The organism is Arthrobacter sp. P1_A5 (assembly GCF_056406825.1).
The window spans coordinates 1-20,169 of the sequence record NZ_JBFTZL010000057.1 but is presented as its reverse complement, the minus strand read 5'-3'; the positions used below and the strand labels follow the sequence as shown (position 1 = coordinate 20,169).

Here is a 20,169-nt window from a genome sequence, read left to right as displayed (position 1 = left end):
GCACGGTCGTGCGGACCGGGCGGACGCCGCGGGACCGGAGCACGGCCTCGGCCTGGCCGGCGGCCGAACCCGTGCCGACCAGGATGCCGAGGGGGCGGCGGCCCAGGACCCGGGTGACGTCCTTGACGGCCTCGCCCAGCCCSGCGGCGTCGTCGATCGTGGAATAGCTCAGGCAGCGGGCGGCACCTTCCACCGGTGCCTCGGCGGGGGCGGAACCGGTGGCGATGACGAGCTCGTCGTAGTCGAACTCCATGCCGTCGGCGGTGGTCACGCGGCGGTTTTCCGCGTCGATATAGCTGGCCGGCTGGCCGAAGCGGACGGATACCTGGGGCAGGACGGCGAGCTCCAGCAATTCCTCGGGGGCGTCGTCCCGGTTGCTGAGGACGGTGATGGCGCCGGCGAACGGGGTCCGGGTGAGCTGCCGGACGAGCGCCTGGGCGGCCCGGCCGGCGCCGGCGATGACGATCCTGGGCCGGGCGGCCGTGGTGGCGGCAGCCGAAGCGCCTGTCAGGGAGGAAGTGGAGATGGGAGACATTGCCGGAGCGGACATGTGCTGGCCCTTTCGCTGGGTGGCCATCGTGTGGCCGGTGTGCTTGATGACCCCCAGCGTAGGCGTCCGATTTTTCCGGGGTGTTTCCCGGGTGTTGCCGCTTCTGCCCTGCCCGTTCGCCAGTATTTACCGGCCGGTAATGCCGTGGGTCACACCGTCTCGAAGGCCGGCACCCCGCGTTGGGTTAGACCCTGATCCGGTAGCCGCGTTTCACCACGGTTTCCACCAGCCGGGTGTCCGGCAGCGCGGACCGCAGCCGGCTGACTGTCATGTCCAGGGCATGCACGGAACCGCGCAGCTCCAGCAGGTCCGAGAGCGCCTCGCGGGAGAGCACAGCCCCGCCGGCGCCGATGAGCGCGCGCAGCAGCAACAGCGGTGCGGGCGCCATCTCGACCGGCTCGCCGTTGATGCGCAGCGAGCGGCCGCGCAACTCCACCCTGCCGGAAACGGTGTCGAGCCGGCGGACGTGGTTGAGTGCCAGGTGCTCGCAGACCAGCCGGATCAGGGCGCCCATCCGGAACCGTTCCGGGATCAGCGGGTGCAGCCCGGCATCGAGCAGCGGCTGCGCGGTGATGGGCCCGACGACGGCGGTCGCCACAGTGGTCTTCAGGCTCTCCACGAGCTGTTTGTAGACGCCCATCTCGTGCGCCGTGCTCCACATGGCGTCCACGGCGGGCGCGCTGGTGAACGTCAGGACATCGAGGTTGCCGCTGCACGCGGCTTCGATCAGCTTGGGCAGCCGGTCGGCGCCGTCGGGCTTGACCCAGCGGTACGGGGTGACCGTCAGGACGGCGGCCCCGGACATGCGCAGGCGCTCGAGCTGGCGGACATCGGTGTAGCCGTGCAGCTGCACCGCGACTGTCTTGCCGCGCACACCCTCGGCCAGGAGCATGTCCACGAGCGTGGACGTGGTTTCGTCGCTGCTGATTCCGACGTCGGCGAGCCCGGCGGCGCGCACGGCGCCGCGGGCTTTGGGCCCGCGGACGAACATCCGGGTCGCGGAGAGGGTCTCCAGCAGCTGGTCGCCAATGCCAAACGTGTCCGCGGCCTCGCACCAGCGGCGCATGCCGTAGGCGGTGGTCGCGATGCAAAGATCGGGCCGGGCGGCGATGATCGCCCGGGTGTCCTCGATCAGGCTCTGGTCCTCCCGGACCGGGGCGATTTTCAGTGCCGGGGCGTGAAGCACCTCGGCACCGCGGCGTTCCAGGGCCTCAATAAGGTCCTGCGAACGGCGGTGCGAGGTGACGCCGATCCGGAAGCCGTCCAGGGGAAGGTCCCGGTCGGTCGCGTCCTCGGCGGGTTCCGGCGCGGATGAGCCGGCGGGGCCGCCGACGGTCAGTGCGGAGGCTAGGGCGGGGTTCAAGGGGGACAGTGGTGCGCCGGGCTCCGGGAGGGCTGCGGCGACGGCGTTCAATGCGCTCATGGGAATCCTTACGCCTCCATCAGTGATGCAGCAAGACGGTCGAGCTCTGCCGTGGCACCGGCACAGCCCCGGTTGGCTTCGGCCACCCGGACAACGTCCCCGATCACCAGGACGGCGGGGTTGCTGCAGCCCGCGGCTGCGGAGGTGATGGTGCCCAGCTCGGCGATCGTGGTGCGCTGGCCGGGGCGGTAGCCGCGTTCGACGACCGCCATCGGCATGTCGGCCCGCATTCCGGCCCGGCGGAGTCCGGCCGCGAGGTGGTGCAGGGTGCCGATGCCCATCAGGACCACAATGGTTCCGCCGAGCCCGGCGAGGTGCGTCAGTTCGTTCTCGGTCAGCGGGGCATGGCCGGAGACCACGGTGAACATGTGGCTGACGTCGCGGTGCGTGACCGGGATGCCGGCGGCGGCCGGAACCGAGATGGCGCTGGTGACGCCGGAGATGACGCGGACCGGAACCCCGGCCGCGACGCAGGACGCGACTTCCTCGCCGCCGCGGCCAAACACATAGGGGTCCCCGCCCTTGAGGCGGACCACGTTGTTGCCGGCCAGCGCGCTTTCCACCATGAGCTTTTCGATGTCGGCCTGGCTGACCTTGTGGTGGCCGGGCTTCTTGCCCACATCCACGAGCTCTGCCGAGGTCAGGGACGGCAGGTCCTGGTACGGGGCGAGCCGGTCGTAGAAGACGACGTCGGCATCGCGCAGCGCGGCGACGGCGGCGACCGTGAGCAGCTCGGTGGTCCCGGGTCCGCCGCCGACTAACGTGACGTGGCCCGCCGGGCCGGCCGGGGGCTCGGCCGCGACCGGGATGCCGGTGGCACGGCACCGGCCCAGGAGGGCCTCCCAGCCCGGCTGGCCGTCGTCGACCGCCGCCACCAGGAACGGGCGCTCGGGCAGCGGGCCGTCAATGCCGGCGCCCTGCGGGGTGCTGAGGCGGAACACGACGGCGCCGGCCGCCTCATAGCGCCGTACGGCCTGACGGGCGGCGTGGTCCGCGCCCGTGACCAGGACTTCGCGTCCGGTGAGGTCAATGGTGAGCTGCATGGCTATACCTCGTTCTCGTCAGGCAGTCCCGGGGTGGTGGATCGGACCGGAATGGAAGCCCCGATCAGGACCGGCTGCTGCCCGGCCCGCGCCTTCTCCTCCGCTGTCGCGGGGCGCATCTGGCCGCGCTCGTCGGAGACGAAGGTGATCGAATCGTCTTTCTGGTCCGGGGCGTTGACGAAGGAGCGGAAGCGGCGGAGGCGCTCGGGATCCTTCAGGGTGTCGGCCCATTCGTCGACGTAGGTGTCAACGTGCTTGGCCATGGCGGCTTCGAGGTCCGCGGCAATGCCCAGGGTGTCGTGCACCACCACGTCCTCGACGTGCTTAATGCCGCCGTCGAGCTCTTCCTGCCAGCGCGCGGTGCGCTGCAGCCGGTCRGCCGTGCGGATGTAGTACATGAAGTAGCGGTCGATGTACCTGATCAGGGTTTCGTCGTCGAGGTCCTTGGCCAGCAGTTGGGCGTGCGCCGGGGTGGCGCCGCCGTTGCCGCCGACGTACAGGTTCCAGCCGTCGGCGGTGGCGATCACGCCGACGTCCTTGCCCCGGGCCTCCGCACATTCGCGGGCGCAGCCGGAGACGCCCATCTTCAGCTTGTGCGGGCTGCGGAGGCCGCGGTAGCGCAACTCGAGCGCGATGGCCATGGCCACCGAATCCTGGACCCCGAAGCGGCACCAGGTGGAGCCGACGCAGGACTTCACCGTGCGCAGGCTCTTGCCGTAGGCCTGGCCGGATTCGAAGCCGGCATCGACCAGGACCTTCCAGATTTCGGGCAGCTGCTCCAGCCGGGCGCCGAACATGTCGATCCGCTGCCCGCCGGTGATCTTGGTGTAGAGGCCGTACTGCTCGGCGACAGCGGCGATCACACCGAGTTTCTTCGGGGTGATCTCGCCGCCGGCGATCCGCGGGACCACCGAGTAGGTGCCGTCCTTTTGCATGTTGGCCAGGGCGCGGTCGTTGGTGTCCTGCAGGGTGCCGCGGCCGGCGTCCAGGACGTAGGCGCTGTTCTGGCTGGCGAGGATGTTGGCGATGGTCGGCTTGCAGATGTCGCAGCCGGCGCCGGTGCCGTATTTGGCCATGATCTCCTCGAAGGAGGTCAGCTCCAGGACCCGGATGGCGTCGAAGAGTTCCTGGCGGGAGAGCTCGATGTGTTCGCACAGGGCCTTGGAGACCTCGACGCCGGACTTGGTCAGTTCGGTTTCGAGCAGCTTCTTGAGCATCGGCACGCAGGAACCGCAGCTGGTGCCGGCGCGGGTGCAGCCCTTGAGCTCGCCGAGTTCCCGGACCGGCGCGTTGCCGTCGCAGGCCCCGCAGCCGTTGACGGTGTCACGGATGGTTCCGGCCGAGACGTTGTTGCAGGAACACAGGATGGCGTCATCCGGCAGTTGGATCTCCAAGACTTCGTCCCCCGCGTCGCCGCCGCCGGYCGCGGTGAGGTAGGCGCCGGGTTCGGCGGCCAGTTCGCGGCCCAGCATGGGGCGCAGGGAGGTGTAGGGCGAGGCGTCGCCGACGAAGATGCCGCCGAGCAGGGTCTTGGCATCGTCGGTGGTGACGATCTTCTGGTAGACGCCGCGGGCGGGGTCGGCGTAGACGATCTCGAGCGCGTGTTCGGTGCGGGCGAAGGCGTCACCGAAGCTGGCGACGTCGACGCCGGAGAGCTTGAGCTTGGTGGCGGTGTCGAAGCCGGGGAAGGTCGCGTCGCCGCCGTGCAGCCGGTCCGCGACGATTTCGGCCATCGTGTTGGCCGGGGCCACGAGGCCCAGGCACATGCCGCCGAAGTTGGCGACCTCGCCGATCGCCCAGATGCCGGGAACCTCCGTGGAGCAGTCGTCGGAGATGACGACGCCGCCGCGCTGGCCGAGCTGGAACTGCTGCGGTGCGCCCTCTGCGGCCCGGAACAGCTCGTCGCGGGGCCGCACGCCGATCGCGACGATCACGATGTCGGCGTCGATGATCCGGCCGTCGGCCATGAGGACGCCGGTGACCTGGCCGTCGTCGTCGGAGAGGACCTCGGAGGGGAACACCCCGCCGTGGACAGTGAAGCCCTTGGCCTCGATCAGCCGGCCGAGGGCCTGCCCGGCACCCTCGTCCAGCTGGGTGTTCATGAGCCACGGCGAGCCGTTGATGACGATCGGGGTGGCGCCGAGCTGTTCGGTGCCGGCGGCTGATTCCAGGCCCAGCAGACCGCCGCCGATGGTGACCGCGTTGACCTTCCGGCCCAGCTTCGCGGTGAGGTCCGCGATGGCCTTGTTGATGGACCAGACGTCCTCAAGGGTGCGGTACACATGGGTGAGTTCGGCGCCCGGGATGGGCAGGCGGGCAGCGTCCGAGCCCGTCGCGACCACCAGCTCGTCATACGGATAGACGGTTCCCGCCGCGGTCTGGACGGTCTTGCCGGCCGCGTCGATGCTGGTGACGCGCTCGCCGGTCTTGAGGCTCAGGGCCGTGTGGTCCCACATGGAAGCGCTGCCCAGGGTGAGGTCGACGTCGCTGTCGGTGAGTGCCTTGCTCAGCGCGACGCGGTCATAGGGGAGGTGGGCTTCCTCGGTGAGGACGGTAACGTGCCAGCCATCGAGTCCGCGGGCGTGCATGGCATCGGCGAAACGGTGCGCTGCGGGGCCGCCGCCAGCCACCACAATACGGCGCGGGGCGGCGCTGGTTGCGCCCTGGTTCGGGTGGCTTGAGGGGTGTCCGGTCACGGTGGGCCTTTCGCATGGGCCGCAGACGGTGCTCTGCAGCTTGTCGTCCCAGACTAGGCAACCGGAATTTCGCTTCAGTTTCCCTTATGTTTCGTGATCTTAACTTCTGCATCACGAATGCATTTCCCGCCGTGTGAGCTCTCTTTTACGCGCCGGACACATCCGGAGCGTCCGGATGAAACACCGCGCGCCTAGCTTGAATATGTGGCCGCAGCAGCGGTTGAGCCCGTAAGGGATGTATCAGAGAGGGGCCGGGATGACCGCCGTACTTGAAACCGCCGTACACGACGTTGAGGACCAAATTACTGGAGCCGCAGCCGGCTGGCACCGGGTGTGCGCCGTGGCGGACCTGGAACCCGCCTGGGGCGAGGCGGCACTGATTGCGGGCCGCCAGGTGGCCGTGTTCCGCACCCTGTCCGGTGAGGTTTTCGCCGTCGCGCAGGAGGACCCGGCCACCGGGGCGAACGTCATGGCACGCGGCATCACCGGATCCCGCGGGGACCGGCCCACGGTGGCATCGCCGTTGCACAAGGAGGTCTACGACCTCGGCACGGGAGAATGCCTCGGCAGCMCGGAACTCCGCCTCGCCACCTTCGGTACCCGGATTGTGGGCGGGTACATTGAGGTGCAGCTCTAGAGGCCCAGTGCCTCGCGGACGTCCGCAAGGACGCCGTCCAGGGCCGTGCGGGCCTCGTCCCGGGCTGCCGGAAGCTCGGCGGCCGAGCCGAMACTGCGGATGACTTCCAGGTAGCACTTGAGCTTCGGTTCCGTGCCGCTGGGACGGATGATCACACGGCTGAGGTCCCGGGTCAGGTACAGCAGGCCCTCGGTGGGCGGGAGGAGTTCGCTGCCCTCGGCAAGGTCCTTGACGGCCTCGACGCCGGAGCCGCCGAACGATTCCGGCGGGTTCACGCGCAGCCGGTTCATCATCGCGTCCAGCAGGCCGAGGTCCGCCACCCGGATGCTGAGCTGGTCGCTCGCGTGCAGCCCGTGCACCAGGTACAGCTCGTCCAGGGTGTCAAAGATCGTCTTGCCCTCGGCCTTTGCGGCCGCCGCGAGTTCGGCAATGAGGACCGCGGCCGAAATGCCGTCCTTGTCGCGCACCAGCGACGGAGCAACACAGTAGCCCAGCGCCTCCTCGTAGCCGAAGACCAGCCCCGGCACCCGGGCAATCCACTTGAAACCGGTCAGGGTTTCCTCGTGCGCGTAACCTGCCGCGGCCGCGATCCGCGCCAGCAGCCGGGAGGACACGATCGAGTTGGCGAACACGCCGGCCGGTGCTTCGCCACTGGCGGCCTGCCGCGCCACGACGTGGGCACCGAGCAATGCGCCTACCTCGTCGCCGCGCAGCATGCGCCACGCGCCGGTATCAGGATCCTTCGCCGCCACCGCTGCCCGGTCGGCGTCGGGATCGTTGGCGATCACTATGTCGGCGTCCTCGCGCGTCGCCGCCTCGAGGGCAAGATCCAGCGCCCCGGGCTCCTCCGGGTTCGGGAAGTTCACCGTGGGGAAGTCCGGATCCGGCTGCGCCTGTTCGGTGACGAGCGTGACGTCGTCGAATCCGGCGGCGTTCAGCACCGCCACGGCCGTTTCCCCACCCACCCCGTGCATGGGGGTCAGGACGATCTTGAGCCCGCGGGCTGGGAAGTGCTCAGGGACTGCCAGGGCCGCGACGGCGCGCTGGTAGTCGGCGGCGATCGAGGGCTCCAGCACGGTCCACCCGTCCGCGGCCAGGACGATGGAGTCCAGGGCGCCGACGGCGTCGATCTTCGCCGCTATCAGGGCGTCGTAGGGTGCCACGATCTGGGCGCCGCGGCCGCTTTCCTCCACCGCGTGACGGCCGAGGTACACCTTGTAGCCGTTGTCCTGCGGCGGGTTGTGGCTGGCGGTAACCATGACGCCGCCGTCGCAGTCCAGCGCCCGCACCGCGTAGGCGAGCAGCGGGGTGGGCAGCGCGGACGGCATCAGGAAGGTGTCAACCCCCGCCGCGGTGAGGATCGCCGCGGTTTCCTCGGCGAAAATGTCGGAGTTGTAACGGGCGTCATAACCGACGACGGCGCGCGGCCGGGTGCCGGGGGAGGCTTGCCCGACCGCGTTGGTGAGGAAGGCGGTGAAGCCGGCGGCGGCGCGGCGGACCACCACGCGGTTCATCCGGTTCGGACCCGGGCCGAGGGCTGCCCGCAGTCCAGCGGTGCCGAACTGCAGGGTGCCGCTGAAGCTGTCGGCCAGTTCCTGGCGGGCCGCGGCGACGCCCCCGTCGGTGAGGCGGACCAGTTCGGAGAGGGCGGCGGCGGTGGCGGGGTCCGGGTCCTGGCTTGCCCAATCGCGGGCATCGCTCAGGAGGCGGGCGAGTTCGGCATCAGAAGACGTCATGGAACCAAACTATCGCCAATCGTGGGCGATTCCTGGCCAGACAATCGAGAGTTCGGGTTTCAGTTCCATCTCGAGGCTTTTCGCGGGACCTTGACACCCAAATTTCCGGACACGTAACGTCTGGAATATGAAGATGGGCCGTGGTGTCGAGTGGGCCGTGCACAGTTGCGTCAACATGGCATGGACACCGCCCGGTGAGCCGGTGAACAGCGCCCGGCTGGCGGAGTTCTACAAACTCCCGGCGGCCTATCTCAACAAGCAGTTTCAGTCGCTGGTCCGGGCCGGCGTCCTGGACTCGGTGTCGGGTCCCCGCGGCGGCTTTCTCTTGGCGCGCCGGCCCGAGAACATCACCGTGCTGGACATCGTGCTGGCGCTCGAGGGCCAGGACCCGGCGTTCCGATGCGAGGCGATCCTCGGAAATGTTCCGGAACCGGACCGGCAGGAGAACTTCGCGCGGACGTGCCTGATTTCCCAGACCATGCGCCAGGCCGAACTCGCCTGGCGGCAGGCCCTGGCGCGCCAGAGCATCGCCGGGATCGCGGACTCGATGGAGCGGCGGTTCCCGGCGGACAAGGCAAAGGTCCTGGACTACCTGGCTGCGGAATAACCGCAGCCGGGTGGCCCAGGACCTGTTGCGGGGCCTAGCCCAGAACCAGGATCAGAGCTTGGCGATGATGTCTGCCAGCAGCTTGGAAATCCGCGGGCCGGCGGCCTCGCCGGCCTCAAGGACTTCCCCGTGGCTGAGCGGCACGGGGCTGATCCCGGCGGCGAGGTTGGTCACCAGCGAGATGCCGAAGACCTCCATGCCGGCGTGACGGCCGGCGATCGCCTCAAGCGCCGTGGACATGCCCACCAGGTCGGCGCCGATCCGCTTGGCGTACTGCACCTCGGCGGGCGTCTCATAGTGCGGGCCGGTGAACTGGGCGTAGACGCCCTCGTCCAGCGACGGGTCCACCTCGCGGGCCAGCCCGCGGATCCGGGAGGAGTACAGGTCCGTCAGGTCCACGAACGTTGCCCCTTCCAGCGGAGAAGTGGCGGTGAGGTTGATGTGGTCGCTGATGAGCACCGGCGTGCCGGGCGTCCAGTTCTCGTTGAGCCCGCCGCAGCCGTTGGTCAGCACGAGGGTCTTACAGCCGGCCGCGGCGGCGGTGCGCACGCCGTGCACCACGGCGCGGACGCCCTTGCCCTCGTAGTAGTGCGTGCGTGCGCCCAGGACCAGGGCCCGCTTGCCCTCTTTGGTCAGGACCGAGCGGATGGTCCCCACGTGCCCCACCACGGACGGTGCGGAGAAGCCGGGGATTTCGGCGGCGGACAAGGTGGCGGTGGTCTCGCCGATGAGCTCGGCGGCGTCGCCCCAGCCCGAACCGAGGACCAGCGCGACGTCATGGGAGTCGACGCCCGTCTCTGCGGCGATGTAGTCGGCGGCGGMGCGGGCGGCGTCGAAAGGGTCCGTGTTCAGGAATTCTGTTGTACTCACCGGTACAAGTTATCGCGGCCGGGGCCCGCTGCCCAGCATGCACGGCCGGACCCGCGCGCGGCCCGGATTCTTGGTGGCTCCGGTTCAGATGGTGGACAATGGTTGATTGTGACTACGCATCCTGACTTCAGCTCACCCCGCATCGCAATTCTCGGCGGAGGGCCTGGCGGCTACGAGGCCGCCATGGTCGCCGCCTCGCTGGGGGCGCAGGTCACCATTATCGAGCGTGCGGGCCTCGGCGGCTCGGCGGTGCTGACCGACGTCGTACCGTCCAAAACCCTGATCGCGACGGCAGATCTGATGACCCGCGTCGGCGAGGCCGGCGAGCTCGGGGTTAAATTCGACCTCGACGGCGGCGACTGCACCCCTACGATGCGCGCGGACCTCAAGCACATCAACGACCGCCTGCTGCGGCTGGCGCGGAAGCAGTCGGAGGACATCCAAGTCGGGCTGGAACACCAGAACGTCCGCATCCTGATCGGCTCCGGCAGGCTGCTGGACAACCACACCATCGAGGTCCTCACCGCCAACGGCACCGAGACGGTGGAGGCAGACACCATCCTGCTGGCGGTCGGCGCCCACCCGCGCGAGCTGCCCACGGCCCGCCCGGACGGTGAGCGCATCCTCAACTGGGCCCAGATCTACAACATGGACGTGCTCCCCGAAGAGCTGATCGTGGTGGGTTCCGGCGTCACGGGCGCAGAGTTCGCCTCGGCCTACAACGGCCTGGGTTCCAAGGTCACCCTGATTTCCAGCCGCGACCGCGTGCTGCCGGGCTCGGACACCGACGCCGCCGAGGTCCTCGAGGGCGTCTTCGAACGCCGCGGGCTCAAGGTCCTCTCCCGCGCCCGCGCCGAGACGGTCGAGCGCACGGACGACGGCGTCGTGGTCACCCTCGGCGACGGTTCGAAGGTGACCGGCAGCCACTGCCTGGTCTGCGTCGGCTCCATCCCCAACACGGCCGGCATCGGCCTGGAGGAAGCCGGCGTCGCGCTGACCGAGAGCGGCCACATCAAGGTCGACGGCGTCTCGCGCACCACTGCGCCGAACATCTACGCCGCGGGCGACTGCACCGGCGTGCTGGCGCTCGCCTCCGTCGCCGCGATGCAGGGCCGGATCGCGATCGCGCACTTCCTGGGCGACAGTGTCATGCCCCTTAAGCTGCACCAGGTGGCGTCCAACATCTTCACCTCGCCCGAGATTGCGAACGTGGGCGTCTCCGAGGCCGAGATTGATTCGGGCAAGTACCAGGCCGACGTCATCAAACTGTCCCTGCGCAGCAACGCGCGCGCCAAAATGCGCAACCACCGCGACGGTTTCATCAAGATCTTCGCCCGCAAGGGCTCCGGCACCGTGATTGGCGGGGTGGTGGTGGGCCCGAACGCCTCCGAGCTCATCTTCGCGATCTCGATCGCCGTGACGCAGAAGCTGCACGTCGACGACGTCGCCAGCACCTTCACCGTTTACCCGTCCCTGAGCGGCTCCATCTCGGAAGCGGCCCGGCGGCTCCACGTCCACATGTAACAGTTCACATGTAGCAAAACCGGAGGCCGGAGCCATGCAGAGTCCCCGCTCGCTTGTTGAGCCGATGGAACAGAACTGCGCGCTGCCTCCCGGTCCAGAGGAACGCTTTGCCGGCTACGCCGTCATGGGCGTTCCGTTCAGCTCCGGCTACGTCCTGGCCTTTCGGCATTTTCCGGCATCGTCCGTCGGCCCGGGCTACATTTCGGTCTGGATCCGCGACCCTGCCGGCGTCTGGGCGATTCACAGCACCACCGACCCCGGGACCTCCTGCCCCCGCTACTTCGGCAGCGCCATCGGCTCGGCGTCCACTAGCCGGGTTTCCATCCGGTGGCGTGACGGCTATTCCTTTAGCGTGGAAGTCGGAGCCGGCGTGGACCTGAGCTGGGATTTGACGCTGGCGGCGACGCCGGTGACCCGGCTTATGTCCGCGGTGTCCGGCGCCGTTCCGGAGCGGCTGTGGCGCAGCCGGACGTTCCTGCGCGCCATGGGGGCCGTTGCCGGCCCGGTGCTGGGGGCGGGGCACCTCGGGCTGACGGGCGCGGCGCCCAACGGCCAAACGTTCTTGGCGCGTCCGCGTCAGATGTGGTTTGTCCGCGAAAGCAAAGCGCAGCTGCAGGGGCACAGCCTGGGACAGACGTCGGCATTGCCGGTCCAGGACCGGCTCGGGGAATTCTGGGTCCCGCAGCGCGGCATCTTCATGACCGGTTCGGTCTTGTTCGAGCCCTAAGTACGGGGAACTCCCGCATTTACCCGGCCTAAAACGGGTACGGCGCGATGTCCGGCCGCACGGTCAGCCACTGGATTTCCGTGAAGGATTCGATGTTGGCGTGATGGCCGCCGATCCGCGAGCCGTTGCCCGAGTTCTTGACCCCGCCAAAGGGCGAGTTGGCCTCGTCGGACACCGTCTGTTCGTTGATATGGATCTTTCCGGAGTCGAGCCGGTCGGCGATCGTCATGGCCATCCCGACGTCGCCGAGGATTCCTATCGAAAGCCCGTATTCATTGTCGTTGGCCAGGGCAACGGCCTCGTCCACGGTGGAGAACTTCATCACCGGGGCGACGGGGCCGAAGATCTCGTCCTTCCACGCCGGGCTGGCGAGGTCGAGGTCGGCGAGCACGGTGGGCTGGTAGAACCGGCCGTCATGGCTGCCGCCGGCGGCCAGGCGCGCGCCGCCCTGCACCGCGTCCTGAACGATCGTGTCCACCCGGTGGAGCTGCTTCTCGTCGATCACCGGGCCCAGCGCCACTGTTCCGCTCTTCGGGTCGCCTACCGGTAGATGGCGGGCCTTTTCCGCCAGGGAGCTGACGTAGTCCTCGTAGATGTCCTCGTGCACGATATGCCGGCCGGACGCCATGCAGATCTGACCCTGGTGCATGAAGGAGCCAAACGCGGCGGCGGAGACAGCTTTGGGGAGGTCGACGCCGGGCAGCACGATCAATGCGTTGTTCCCACCGAGTTCCAGGTGGGCACGCTTGAGCAGCCGGCCGGCCGCCTCGCCCACTTTGCGCCCTGCCGCCGTCGACCCCGTGAAGGCGATGACGCTGACCTCCGGTGCCTCTACGACGGCCGAGCCGATCTCGGCGCCGCCGGGCAGCAGGGAGAGCAGGCCGGGCGGAAGACCCGCCTCCTCGAACACCCGGACCAAGGTGACGCCACCACAGACCGCAGTGCGCGGGTCCGGTTTGAGCAGGACGGCGTTGCCAAGGGCCAGCGCCGGGGCGACTGCGCGGATGGAGAGGATCAGCGGGAAGTTGAAGGGTGCAATCACCGAAACGACGCCGACGGGCCGGCGCCGGGCGAAGGACCAGCGGCTCTCGTTTGAGGTCAGCACGTCGCCAGCCGGGAGTGAGGGCAGGGCGGAGGCGTCGTGGCATTCGTTGGCCGCGATGTGGGTTTCCAGCCCCGCTTTGGGCGGGATGCCGCCGGATTCGCGGACGATCCAGGCCTGGATTTCCGCCGAGTGTTCCTCCCAGAGTTGTCCCGCGCGGCGGAGCACGGCGGCGCGGTCTTCCGGGTTGCGGGCGGCCCAGTCCTTCTGCGCTTTCGCGGCCACCGCGGCGGCTTCGCGGACATCCTCCACGGAGGCCACGCCATAGCGGCCCAGCGTTTCTCCAGTGGCCGGTTCGACGGCGTCACCGGTCCCGCCGCGCCCGGGCCGCCAGCCGCTGAGGTAGATCCTGCCGTCCCAGAGGGCGGAGTCGAGCAGGGACATGTTGCGTCCTTTCATCGAGGGTTCTACTTGTGTACCGGCCGGTCGAATCAGAACCGGACCGGGCCTTCGTCCATCTCATGTCGGTAGGCCGCCGCCGTCAAGAGTGCGGGCGTCAAGAGGGCCGTGCGTTGCCGCCCGCGGGACCTTCGGCCGTAGTGCGTCACAGCCGGGCGAGGTCAACTTGGCACATGGCCAAAATCTATGTCCCCTACGGAACCGTTGAAGGACAAACAGCAAAAATCGCGGATTACATCGGCGACGTGATCCGGGCGCTCGGGCACGAAGCAGAGACGGCGGACCTCAAACTTTCCGGAGATACCCTTCCGGGCGGCTACGACGGCGTGATCGTGGCGGCCTCGGTGCACGTGGGAAAGCACGAGGGGTACGTCACGGACTTCGTGAAGAAGAACCGCGGTGAGCTCGAGCGTTTGCCTTCCGCCCTCGTCTCAGTGAGCATGGCCGCGCAGGGGGACGAGCAGACTGCGGAGGGCTACGTGGAGAAGTTCGAGCAGGACACGGGGTGGCGGCCCGCGCACGTCGGACTGTTCGCCGGCGCCCTGCTCTATACCCACTACGGGTTCATCAAGAAGCACGTCATGAAGAAGATCGCCAAGGACAAAGGATCCCTCGACACGGACACATCCCGTGACTACGTGTACACCGAGTGGGACGGAGTCCGGCGCTTCACGGAGGACTTCCTGGCCCGGTTCGCCGAGCCGCCGGCCCAGCCGTAGGGCTCAGTCGTAGAGCTCAGGAGTAGGCGTACGGCGGAACCGTGTCGCCAGGGGTGAAGGGTTTGAACCACTGCTCGAAATCCAGACTTGCGGCGTCGTCCTCGAGGACGTCAAGGTTGTCGGAGTACAGCGCGTCACTGTCGGCATCCTCCAACAGGACTTCCTCGACGTCGGCCCGCCAGTCCTCCGGAAGGTCCAGTTCGTAGATGTCCTCGGTGATTTCCGCCTGATCGAGCAGGCAGCGGACGGCTAGTTCCGCTGCAAGGCAGCCGGGGGCGGTCCAGCCCCGGACCAGCGACGCGGTGACGTCGGCCGCGACCACGATGAACTTCTGGGTGAACTTCGCGTCGTAGCTGGCGGCGAACTGTGGCGGCAGCGAGGACAGGACCGAGGTCCCGGCAATGTCGGCCGGCGTGAGAACATCCAGCGTGCTGAGCGTTCCGAGATCGCGGAACAACTGGTCGATCAGAATGCTGGACGAGTTCCACAGGAGTCCGGCCAGCAGGCGGGTCTGGCCCACGGCTTTGTGACGGTCAACCGGAGAAACGTCGGCCATCTCGGCCAGGTCTTCGGGATCAAACTGGAGCCGTTGCTCGGCCGTCATGTCGTCCGGGTGGGGGTCGAGCCCAAGCAGTTCCAGGCTCAACCCTGTCAGCTTCCCGGCGTCGGCCAGCAGTTCTTCGGTGATGTCGTCGTCGTCGGCGCTCATGGCCCCGATGCTACCCGCCGTTTGCCCGCGGCCCGATTTGCGTTACGCGGCCGGGTTTGGCGGCGGTGCGGCAGCCTTAGGCAGCCGCCGGGTGGATGGTTCCCGACGTCGAACCCGCCCTCGCCATTCGGACGGACAGCAGATAGGCGATCCCGCAGGCCAGGGGAACCAAGCTGGCGGCGATCAGCGATCCGACCGCACCCGACCTTCCGATGATCGTGATCAACAGCGGCAACACCCCCAAGCCCACCAACAGCCAGCCGGCCAGTGCGGTAACTTTCAGGCCAAGGATTGCGGCCGGGAACGCCAGCGCGAGAACGCTGACGGCGATGAGGGGGCCGTTGTCGTTGAGGAAGGCGCTCAGGGCGGCGGGGTCGAAGGCGAGCCACACGCACGCAGCAATGAAGGCCGAGGCGAGCGCGAGCAGCAGGGGAGCGGTTGCCGCCGGCCAGAACCAGGCCGAGACCGCGAGGATGAGCATCGGCACCACCCAGGCGAGCGTGATCAGCGTTCCGGTTGTTCCGCCCGGGTCCTGCATCGCGAAGCCGCCGATGAAGATTCCCCCGATGACGGTGAACGCCGCCATGACGGCCGCGCCGGTGCGCGTCAGCGCGGCGGCCCGCCGTTGCGGATCCTTTTCACGGGACATGACAACACCCATCACGACCGCGAACACAATGATCGCGCCGAGCGCCAAAATGACCGGGACGTTCATGGGATGCCTCCTGCGGATGAACGGAACCTACGTTCATTGCATCCCCACCCCTCGGACGTGCCAAGGGGAGAAAGGCCCGCTTCGGGGCGGTTGGAGTTGCTAAGTGCCCTGAACTCCGGACTGGCCGATTTGAAGGCAAAAGCGCCCCCGGCAACTGCCGGGGGCGCCCTGTGTTGTCGGGGGTTACGGCGCCAGCAAGCTGCAGACGTCGGTTACGGTGCCCTTTCCGGAGAACAACGTCCTTTCGCTGAAGTCAGGATTGAGCGTCCAGTGCATGGTGCCCGTAGTGAGGAACAGCCCCGCGGGGTGCCCGTTCGCGTCTGGAACGATAATGGTGTTCCTCCCTGTGGCGGTGACGTCAAAGCTGCCGTCCTGCAGGGTCGTAACGTGGGTCACCCCGGTAATGACGTAGGTCACCGTTTTCAGAGCAGGAGCGGGCCCCGTGAGGGTAATCCTCAAATTGGGGCCGGTTAAGGCGACCCGGTCTCCCGGCAGGACGACAGTCCCTGCCTTGCCCGAGAGCTGAGCCTGGAGATCGAACGTCGGACAGGCGATCGTGAAAGGTGTTTGGTCCACCGGAACGGGAGTGGCGGCGGCAACAGCCGGGCCGGCACTTGCGGAGAGTGCGGCGGCGACTGCGATGGTGATGGGTGCGAGCCAGCGTTTCATTAAGGTCCTCCTTTGTAGCTTGCAAAAGTCCCCCCAGACATACGGGACGAGTCCCTGACTGCAAAGCCCTTGCATGCTACCGCAGCCCTCCGGCTCCAACGCAGGTATCGACTACGCGCCTATGAGGTGTCCGCTACTTATCTGCGGAGATAGGCCAGCCCGGCTGGCAGCACCAGGGCTCCCGCAGGATCGGGCGAGAACGAACTGCATCAAGCGAACTGGCCTTAGAAGAACCAGCGGCAAGGCCGAACCCGTGGCGCGTCTGGGTCACGCAGTGAGCTGCGTCCGAAGGATGTCGGGGCTTCCCGGTATGTGTTCATTCCTGTGTGGTTTGGAAAGGCCGCTTAGCCTTAGCGGAGCGGAGTTGGCCAGAGCCCTCACGGTTGGTCGGGGCTCTTTTGGATGATGGCCGGTCCAGCTTGGAGTTCTCTTCGGGTGCGCGGGTCTTCCTTGCGCGCCGCCGTGCTTAAACCACGGGAGTAAGGCCTCTACCTCCTGGCGTCAAGCAAAGGCATAATGTCGCCATGTGGATCCCCGCCCTATTTCTAATCTTGGTCGTCATCGGGATACTGGTCACTTATTGGCAACTCACCCTGACAGGACTCTTCATCTGGGCGCTTGTGGCCTGGAAGAGGCACCACACAGCCGACACACGGTCGAGCTACCCCCGGAAGCCCGTCCAGACCCGGCCTGTGGCCAAGCAGGTCCAGACCCGCCCCAGACCCAAGCCTGTGCAGACCCGGCCTGAGCCCACGCACAGCTCCAAGCCTGCCCGCGAGATACCAGCGCTCGAATATCTGCCTAGGTGGACTGCGGACCGCCGGTTGGAAGCGGGCCTCGAGCATGCCCAGTGGCAGAGGAACTTCGATAACCCAGCGGGTTAGTACTCAGGCAGCCGCCCCCTGAAAGTGGGCCTCGATGATGCCCTTGATGTCCTCGTGGCAGCCGCCGCAGCCCGTGCCGGCGCGGGTGGACGCCGATACCTCGGGCACCGTTCCGCAGCCCTCGGACACGGCAGTGGCAATGGCCGTGCCGCTGACACCGGCGCACCGGCAGACCGTCCGGGCGGGGTCGGCGGCACCTGGGGAAGCGACCTGGTCCGGCCCGTCCAGGCGCAGCAGCAGCGACCGGTCGGCCGGCAGTTCCGCGCCGCGTTCGAAGAGCTGCACCAGCTCGGCCGAGGTGCGCGGCATGCCCACGGCCACGAGGCCTTCCAGCACGCCGGCGCGGGTGGTCATCTTGACGTAGCGGCCGTGCTCGGGATCGGCCCACTGGGCGATCTGCAGCCGGGCCCGGCCGTTCACGGCCCCGGCGCTCAAGGCGTCCTCGTCCCACGGGTCCGCGGACACATCCCCGGCGACGGCCAGGTTCATGCCGCGGGCCTTGAGCACGATCACGCCCGGGAGTTCCGCCGGAAGTGCCGGCAAGGCTTCCGCCTCGGCAGGAGCCCCGGACGCCAGGAGGGTCAGATAGTCGGCGAGCCATTCGGCCTGCCGCCAGCCCGGGCCGACCAGCCCGGAGGGACCCCTCGCAGTCCGGCACTGAACGCACTCGGGGTCCGGGCAGCGGACCTCGGCGCAGTCGCCGATCGCGAAGATGTGGGGCTCGTGGTGGGCGCGGAGCTTGTGGTCCACCAGGATCCCGGCACCGGTGGAGAGCCCGCAGCCCTCCGCAAGTTCGGTCCGCGGCCGGACACCACAGGAGAGGACCAGGAGGTCGCCGTCGATCGCGGAGCCGTCATCCAGCAACAAGGCGGAGAAGCCGCCGTCGGGCGCGTTGTGTTCGACGCCGACCGAGCGGGCGTTGCCGGCCACCCGCACGCCGCAGTTCCGCAGGGACGCCGCGAGCACGGCGCCGCCGCCGCGGTCGATGTTCCGGCCCAAAGGATGCGGGCCATTGTGCACCACGGTCACCGTGGCGCCTTCCTCGGCCGCGGCGAGGGCCGTCTCCAGGCCCAGCACACCGCCGCCCAGGACCACGACGCGCTTTCCGCCCGCCACGGCAGAATGCAGCACGGACGCGTCGCGAAGATCGCGCAGGGCGGTCACGCCCGGCGGCAGCACCGGCGCGGCCGGGTCCGGGTTGAGCCCGGTCAGGTTCGGGATGACCGGCCGTGAACCGGTGGCGAAGACGAGCCGCTCGTAACCGGGGGAGGTGCCGTCGCTCAACAAGACCCGCTGCCGGGCGCGGTCCACGCGGCGGACGCGGACGCCCAGCCGGACATCGACGCCGTCGGCCACCAGTGCCGCCGCGTCCGCGAGGGCCAGAGCAGCCGGCGTCGTCCGGCCGACGCCAAGATCCGCCACCAGCACGCGGTTGTACGCCGCCTCCGACTCTTCGCCGACGACGGTCAGGTGTGCGATGCCGCTGCGCACGGCCGGCAGCAGCTCGTCGATCAGCCTCGCGGCGACGGGCCCGAAGCCCACCACCACAATCCGCTCAGTCATGAGGTCTCCTCTGCTTGAAGAACGCGGGCCGAAACGCCGCTGTGCTTGCCGGCCAGGGCATCCGGGGAAGCTGCCGGGCTGATCCACACCTTGCTGGTCTTGAACTCGGGCATCCCGGAAATGGGGTCCGTGGCCGCCTCCGTGAGCCGGTTGGCGCTCTCGAGCTCCGGGAAGTGGAACGGCAGGAACACCGTCTCCGGGCGGATATCCGTGCTCAGCTCGGCACGGCAGCTGACCACGCCGCGTTCGTTGGAAATCGAGACGTAGTCGCCGTCGGCGATGCCCTGGGCGGCAGCCGCGGCGGGGTGGAGCTGGAGCCGCGCCTCCGGTTGGGCTTCGGCCAGGGCGGCCACCCGGCGGGTCTGCGCGCCGGACTGGTAGTGCTCCATCAGGCGGCCGGTAATGAGGGTCATCGGCGTGCCGGGACGATCGTCGCCGGCTCGGTCGGCCCGCTGGTCCACCCGGCGGTCCGCCGCGGACGCGAAGCCCGCAGAAGAAGAACGACGTCGGGGCGTCACCGGCGTGAACACGGCCCGGCCGCCCGCATGGGCAAAGGCGTCCAGGAAGAGCCGCGGCGTGCCCGCGCTCCCGGCGGGGTAGGGCCAGTAGGCGGCCTCGCCACGGTCCAGCATGGCGTAGTCGATCCCGGAGTAGTCGGCCAGRCCGCCGGAGGACGCGAGCCGGAGCTCCTCGAACACCGTTTCCGGATCCTCGCTGAAGGTGGAGGGCGCGTGCAGCATTTCGGCCAGCCGGGTCATGATCCACAGCTCGCTGCGGACACCGGGCGGGGGAGTGAGGGCCCGGCGGCGGCGGAGCACGCGGCCCTCGAGGTTGGTGAGGGTTCCTTCCTCCTCGGCCCACTGGGTCACCGGCAGGACCAGGTCCGCCTCGGCGGCGGTCTCGGAGAGGAAGAAGTCGCACACCACCAGGAATTCCAGGCTGCGCAGGCCCGCGATCACGGCATTCGCGTCCGGGGCGGACACCGCCACGTTGGCGCCGTGCACGAAGAGGCACCGGACGCCGTCGGGCTGTCCCAGCGACTTGAGGAGTTCGACGGCGGGAAGGCCGGGGCCGGGAATCAGGGGTTCGGGCACGCCCCAGACCCTGGCCATGTGGGCGCGGGCGGCGGGATCGGTGATCTTCCGGTAGCCGGGGAGCTGGTCCGCCTTCTGGCCGTGTTCGCGGCCGCCCTGGCCGTTGCCCTGGCCGGTGAGCGTGCCGTAGCCGCTGCGCGCGGAGCCCGGCAGGCCCAGCAGGAGGGAGAGGTTAATGGCGGCCGTGGCGGTGTCAGTGCCGTCCACGTGCTGTTCGACGCCGCGGCCGGTGAGGATGTAGCTGCCGCCCTTGCCGGCGCCGTCGGCCAGCCGCCGGGCGGTTTCACGGATCAGCCCGGCGGGGACGCCGGTGATCGACTGGACCCGTTCGGGCCAGAAGCTGGCGACGCTGCGGACCGCGGCGTCATAACCCGTGGTCCGGTCCGCGATGTATCCCGCGTCCGCGAGGCCCTCGTGGATCACCGCGTGGGAGATACCCAGGAGCAGGGCGAGGTCGGTGCCGGGCAGCGGCTGCAGGTGCAGCCCGCCGCCGTCGGAGGTG

17 protein-coding genes are annotated in these 20,169 nt (G+C 68.7%); 5 read left to right on the top strand and 12 right to left on the bottom strand.

Going from position 1 to position 20,169, the window contains the following annotated elements; all coding sequences use genetic code 11:
* The 4 genes from AC1D1S_RS10390 to nirB form a co-directional block, all read right to left on the bottom strand.
* On the bottom strand, positions 1-550 hold a 550-nt coding region (locus tag AC1D1S_RS10390), incomplete at its 3' end, for an FAD-dependent oxidoreductase (protein ID WP_476994382.1).
* 184 nt (positions 551-734) lie between these two features.
* Positions 735-1,973, bottom strand: coding sequence for a uroporphyrinogen-III synthase (locus AC1D1S_RS10385; protein WP_476945620.1), 1,239 nt, complete (start codon positions 1,971-1,973; stop codon positions 735-737).
* Between the two features lie 8 nt (positions 1,974-1,981).
* A complete protein-coding gene (gene cobA, locus AC1D1S_RS10380) occupies positions 1,982-3,016 on the bottom strand; it encodes a uroporphyrinogen-III C-methyltransferase (RefSeq protein WP_243179733.1) in 1,035 nt (344 codons plus the stop codon).
* Positions 3,017-3,018: 2 nt separating this feature from the next.
* Positions 3,019-5,712, bottom strand: a complete 2,694-nt coding sequence (gene nirB / locus AC1D1S_RS10375; protein ID WP_476994381.1) for a nitrite reductase large subunit NirB — start codon at positions 5,710-5,712, stop codon at positions 3,019-3,021.
* Between the two features lie 256 nt (positions 5,713-5,968).
* Here nirB and nirD point away from each other — a divergent pair, with 256 nt between their 5' ends.
* Entirely contained in the window at positions 5,969-6,349 is a 381-nt protein-coding gene (gene nirD / locus AC1D1S_RS10370; RefSeq protein ID WP_476994380.1) for a nitrite reductase small subunit NirD, read from the top strand.
* On the opposite strand, the gene AC1D1S_RS10365 is transcribed toward nirD, so the two are convergent.
* Positions 6,346-8,085, bottom strand: coding sequence for a phospho-sugar mutase (locus tag AC1D1S_RS10365; RefSeq protein ID WP_476994379.1), 1,740 nt, complete (start codon positions 8,083-8,085; stop codon positions 6,346-6,348). The genes nirD and AC1D1S_RS10365 overlap by 4 nt on opposite strands.
* 127 nt (positions 8,086-8,212) lie before the next feature.
* Between AC1D1S_RS10365 and AC1D1S_RS10360 the strand changes: the two genes are divergently transcribed.
* Positions 8,213-8,692, top strand: a complete 480-nt coding sequence (locus tag AC1D1S_RS10360; protein WP_028278356.1) for an RrF2 family transcriptional regulator — start codon at positions 8,213-8,215, stop codon at positions 8,690-8,692.
* Positions 8,693-8,743: 51 nt separating this feature from the next.
* Here AC1D1S_RS10360 and AC1D1S_RS10355 read toward each other — a convergent pair whose 3' ends face one another.
* A complete protein-coding gene (locus AC1D1S_RS10355) occupies positions 8,744-9,562 on the bottom strand; it encodes a purine-nucleoside phosphorylase (protein ID WP_476994378.1) in 819 nt (272 codons plus the stop codon).
* A 108-nt stretch (positions 9,563-9,670) separates the two neighbouring features.
* On the opposite strand from AC1D1S_RS10355, the gene AC1D1S_RS10350 reads away from it, so the two are divergent.
* Both AC1D1S_RS10350 and AC1D1S_RS10345 read left to right on the top strand, forming a co-directional pair.
* Complete coding sequence (locus tag AC1D1S_RS10350; RefSeq protein WP_243179722.1) at positions 9,671-11,086, top strand: NAD(P)H-quinone dehydrogenase; 1,416 nt, start codon at positions 9,671-9,673, stop codon at positions 11,084-11,086.
* Positions 11,087-11,120: 34 nt separating this feature from the next.
* Positions 11,121-11,813 (top strand): hypothetical protein, encoded by a 693-nt coding sequence (locus AC1D1S_RS10345; protein ID WP_243179712.1) that lies wholly within the window; start codon positions 11,121-11,123, stop codon positions 11,811-11,813.
* Between the two features lie 28 nt (positions 11,814-11,841).
* On the opposite strand, the gene AC1D1S_RS10340 is transcribed toward AC1D1S_RS10345, so the two are convergent.
* Positions 11,842-13,299: a benzaldehyde dehydrogenase gene (locus tag AC1D1S_RS10340; protein WP_243179709.1), complete on the bottom strand. Its 1,458-nt coding sequence runs from the start codon at positions 13,297-13,299 to the stop codon at positions 11,842-11,844.
* Positions 13,300-13,487: 188 nt separating this feature from the next.
* Between AC1D1S_RS10340 and AC1D1S_RS10335 the strand changes: the two genes are divergently transcribed.
* Positions 13,488-14,033: a flavodoxin domain-containing protein gene (locus tag AC1D1S_RS10335; RefSeq protein WP_243179708.1), complete on the top strand. Its 546-nt coding sequence runs from the start codon at positions 13,488-13,490 to the stop codon at positions 14,031-14,033.
* 16 nt (positions 14,034-14,049) lie between these two features.
* On the opposite strand, the gene AC1D1S_RS10330 is transcribed toward AC1D1S_RS10335, so the two are convergent.
* The 5 genes from AC1D1S_RS10330 to AC1D1S_RS10310 all read right to left on the bottom strand — a co-directional run.
* Entirely contained in the window at positions 14,050-14,742 is a 693-nt protein-coding gene (locus tag AC1D1S_RS10330; RefSeq protein WP_243179699.1) for a hypothetical protein, read from the bottom strand.
* A gap of 76 nt (positions 14,743-14,818) precedes the next feature.
* A complete protein-coding gene (locus tag AC1D1S_RS10325; protein ID WP_243179697.1) occupies positions 14,819-15,457 on the bottom strand; it encodes a hypothetical protein in 639 nt (212 codons plus the stop codon).
* 183 nt (positions 15,458-15,640) lie between these two features.
* Complete coding sequence (locus AC1D1S_RS10320) at positions 15,641-16,126, bottom strand: hypothetical protein (RefSeq protein ID WP_243179694.1); 486 nt, start codon at positions 16,124-16,126, stop codon at positions 15,641-15,643.
* A gap of 887 nt (positions 16,127-17,013) precedes the next feature.
* Positions 17,014-18,573, bottom strand: a complete 1,560-nt coding sequence (locus AC1D1S_RS10315) for an FAD-dependent oxidoreductase (protein ID WP_243179685.1) — start codon at positions 18,571-18,573, stop codon at positions 17,014-17,016.
* On the bottom strand, positions 18,570-20,169 hold a 1,600-nt coding region (locus AC1D1S_RS10310), incomplete at its 5' end, for a molybdopterin oxidoreductase family protein (RefSeq protein WP_476994377.1). The genes AC1D1S_RS10310 and AC1D1S_RS10315, both read right to left, overlap by 4 nt.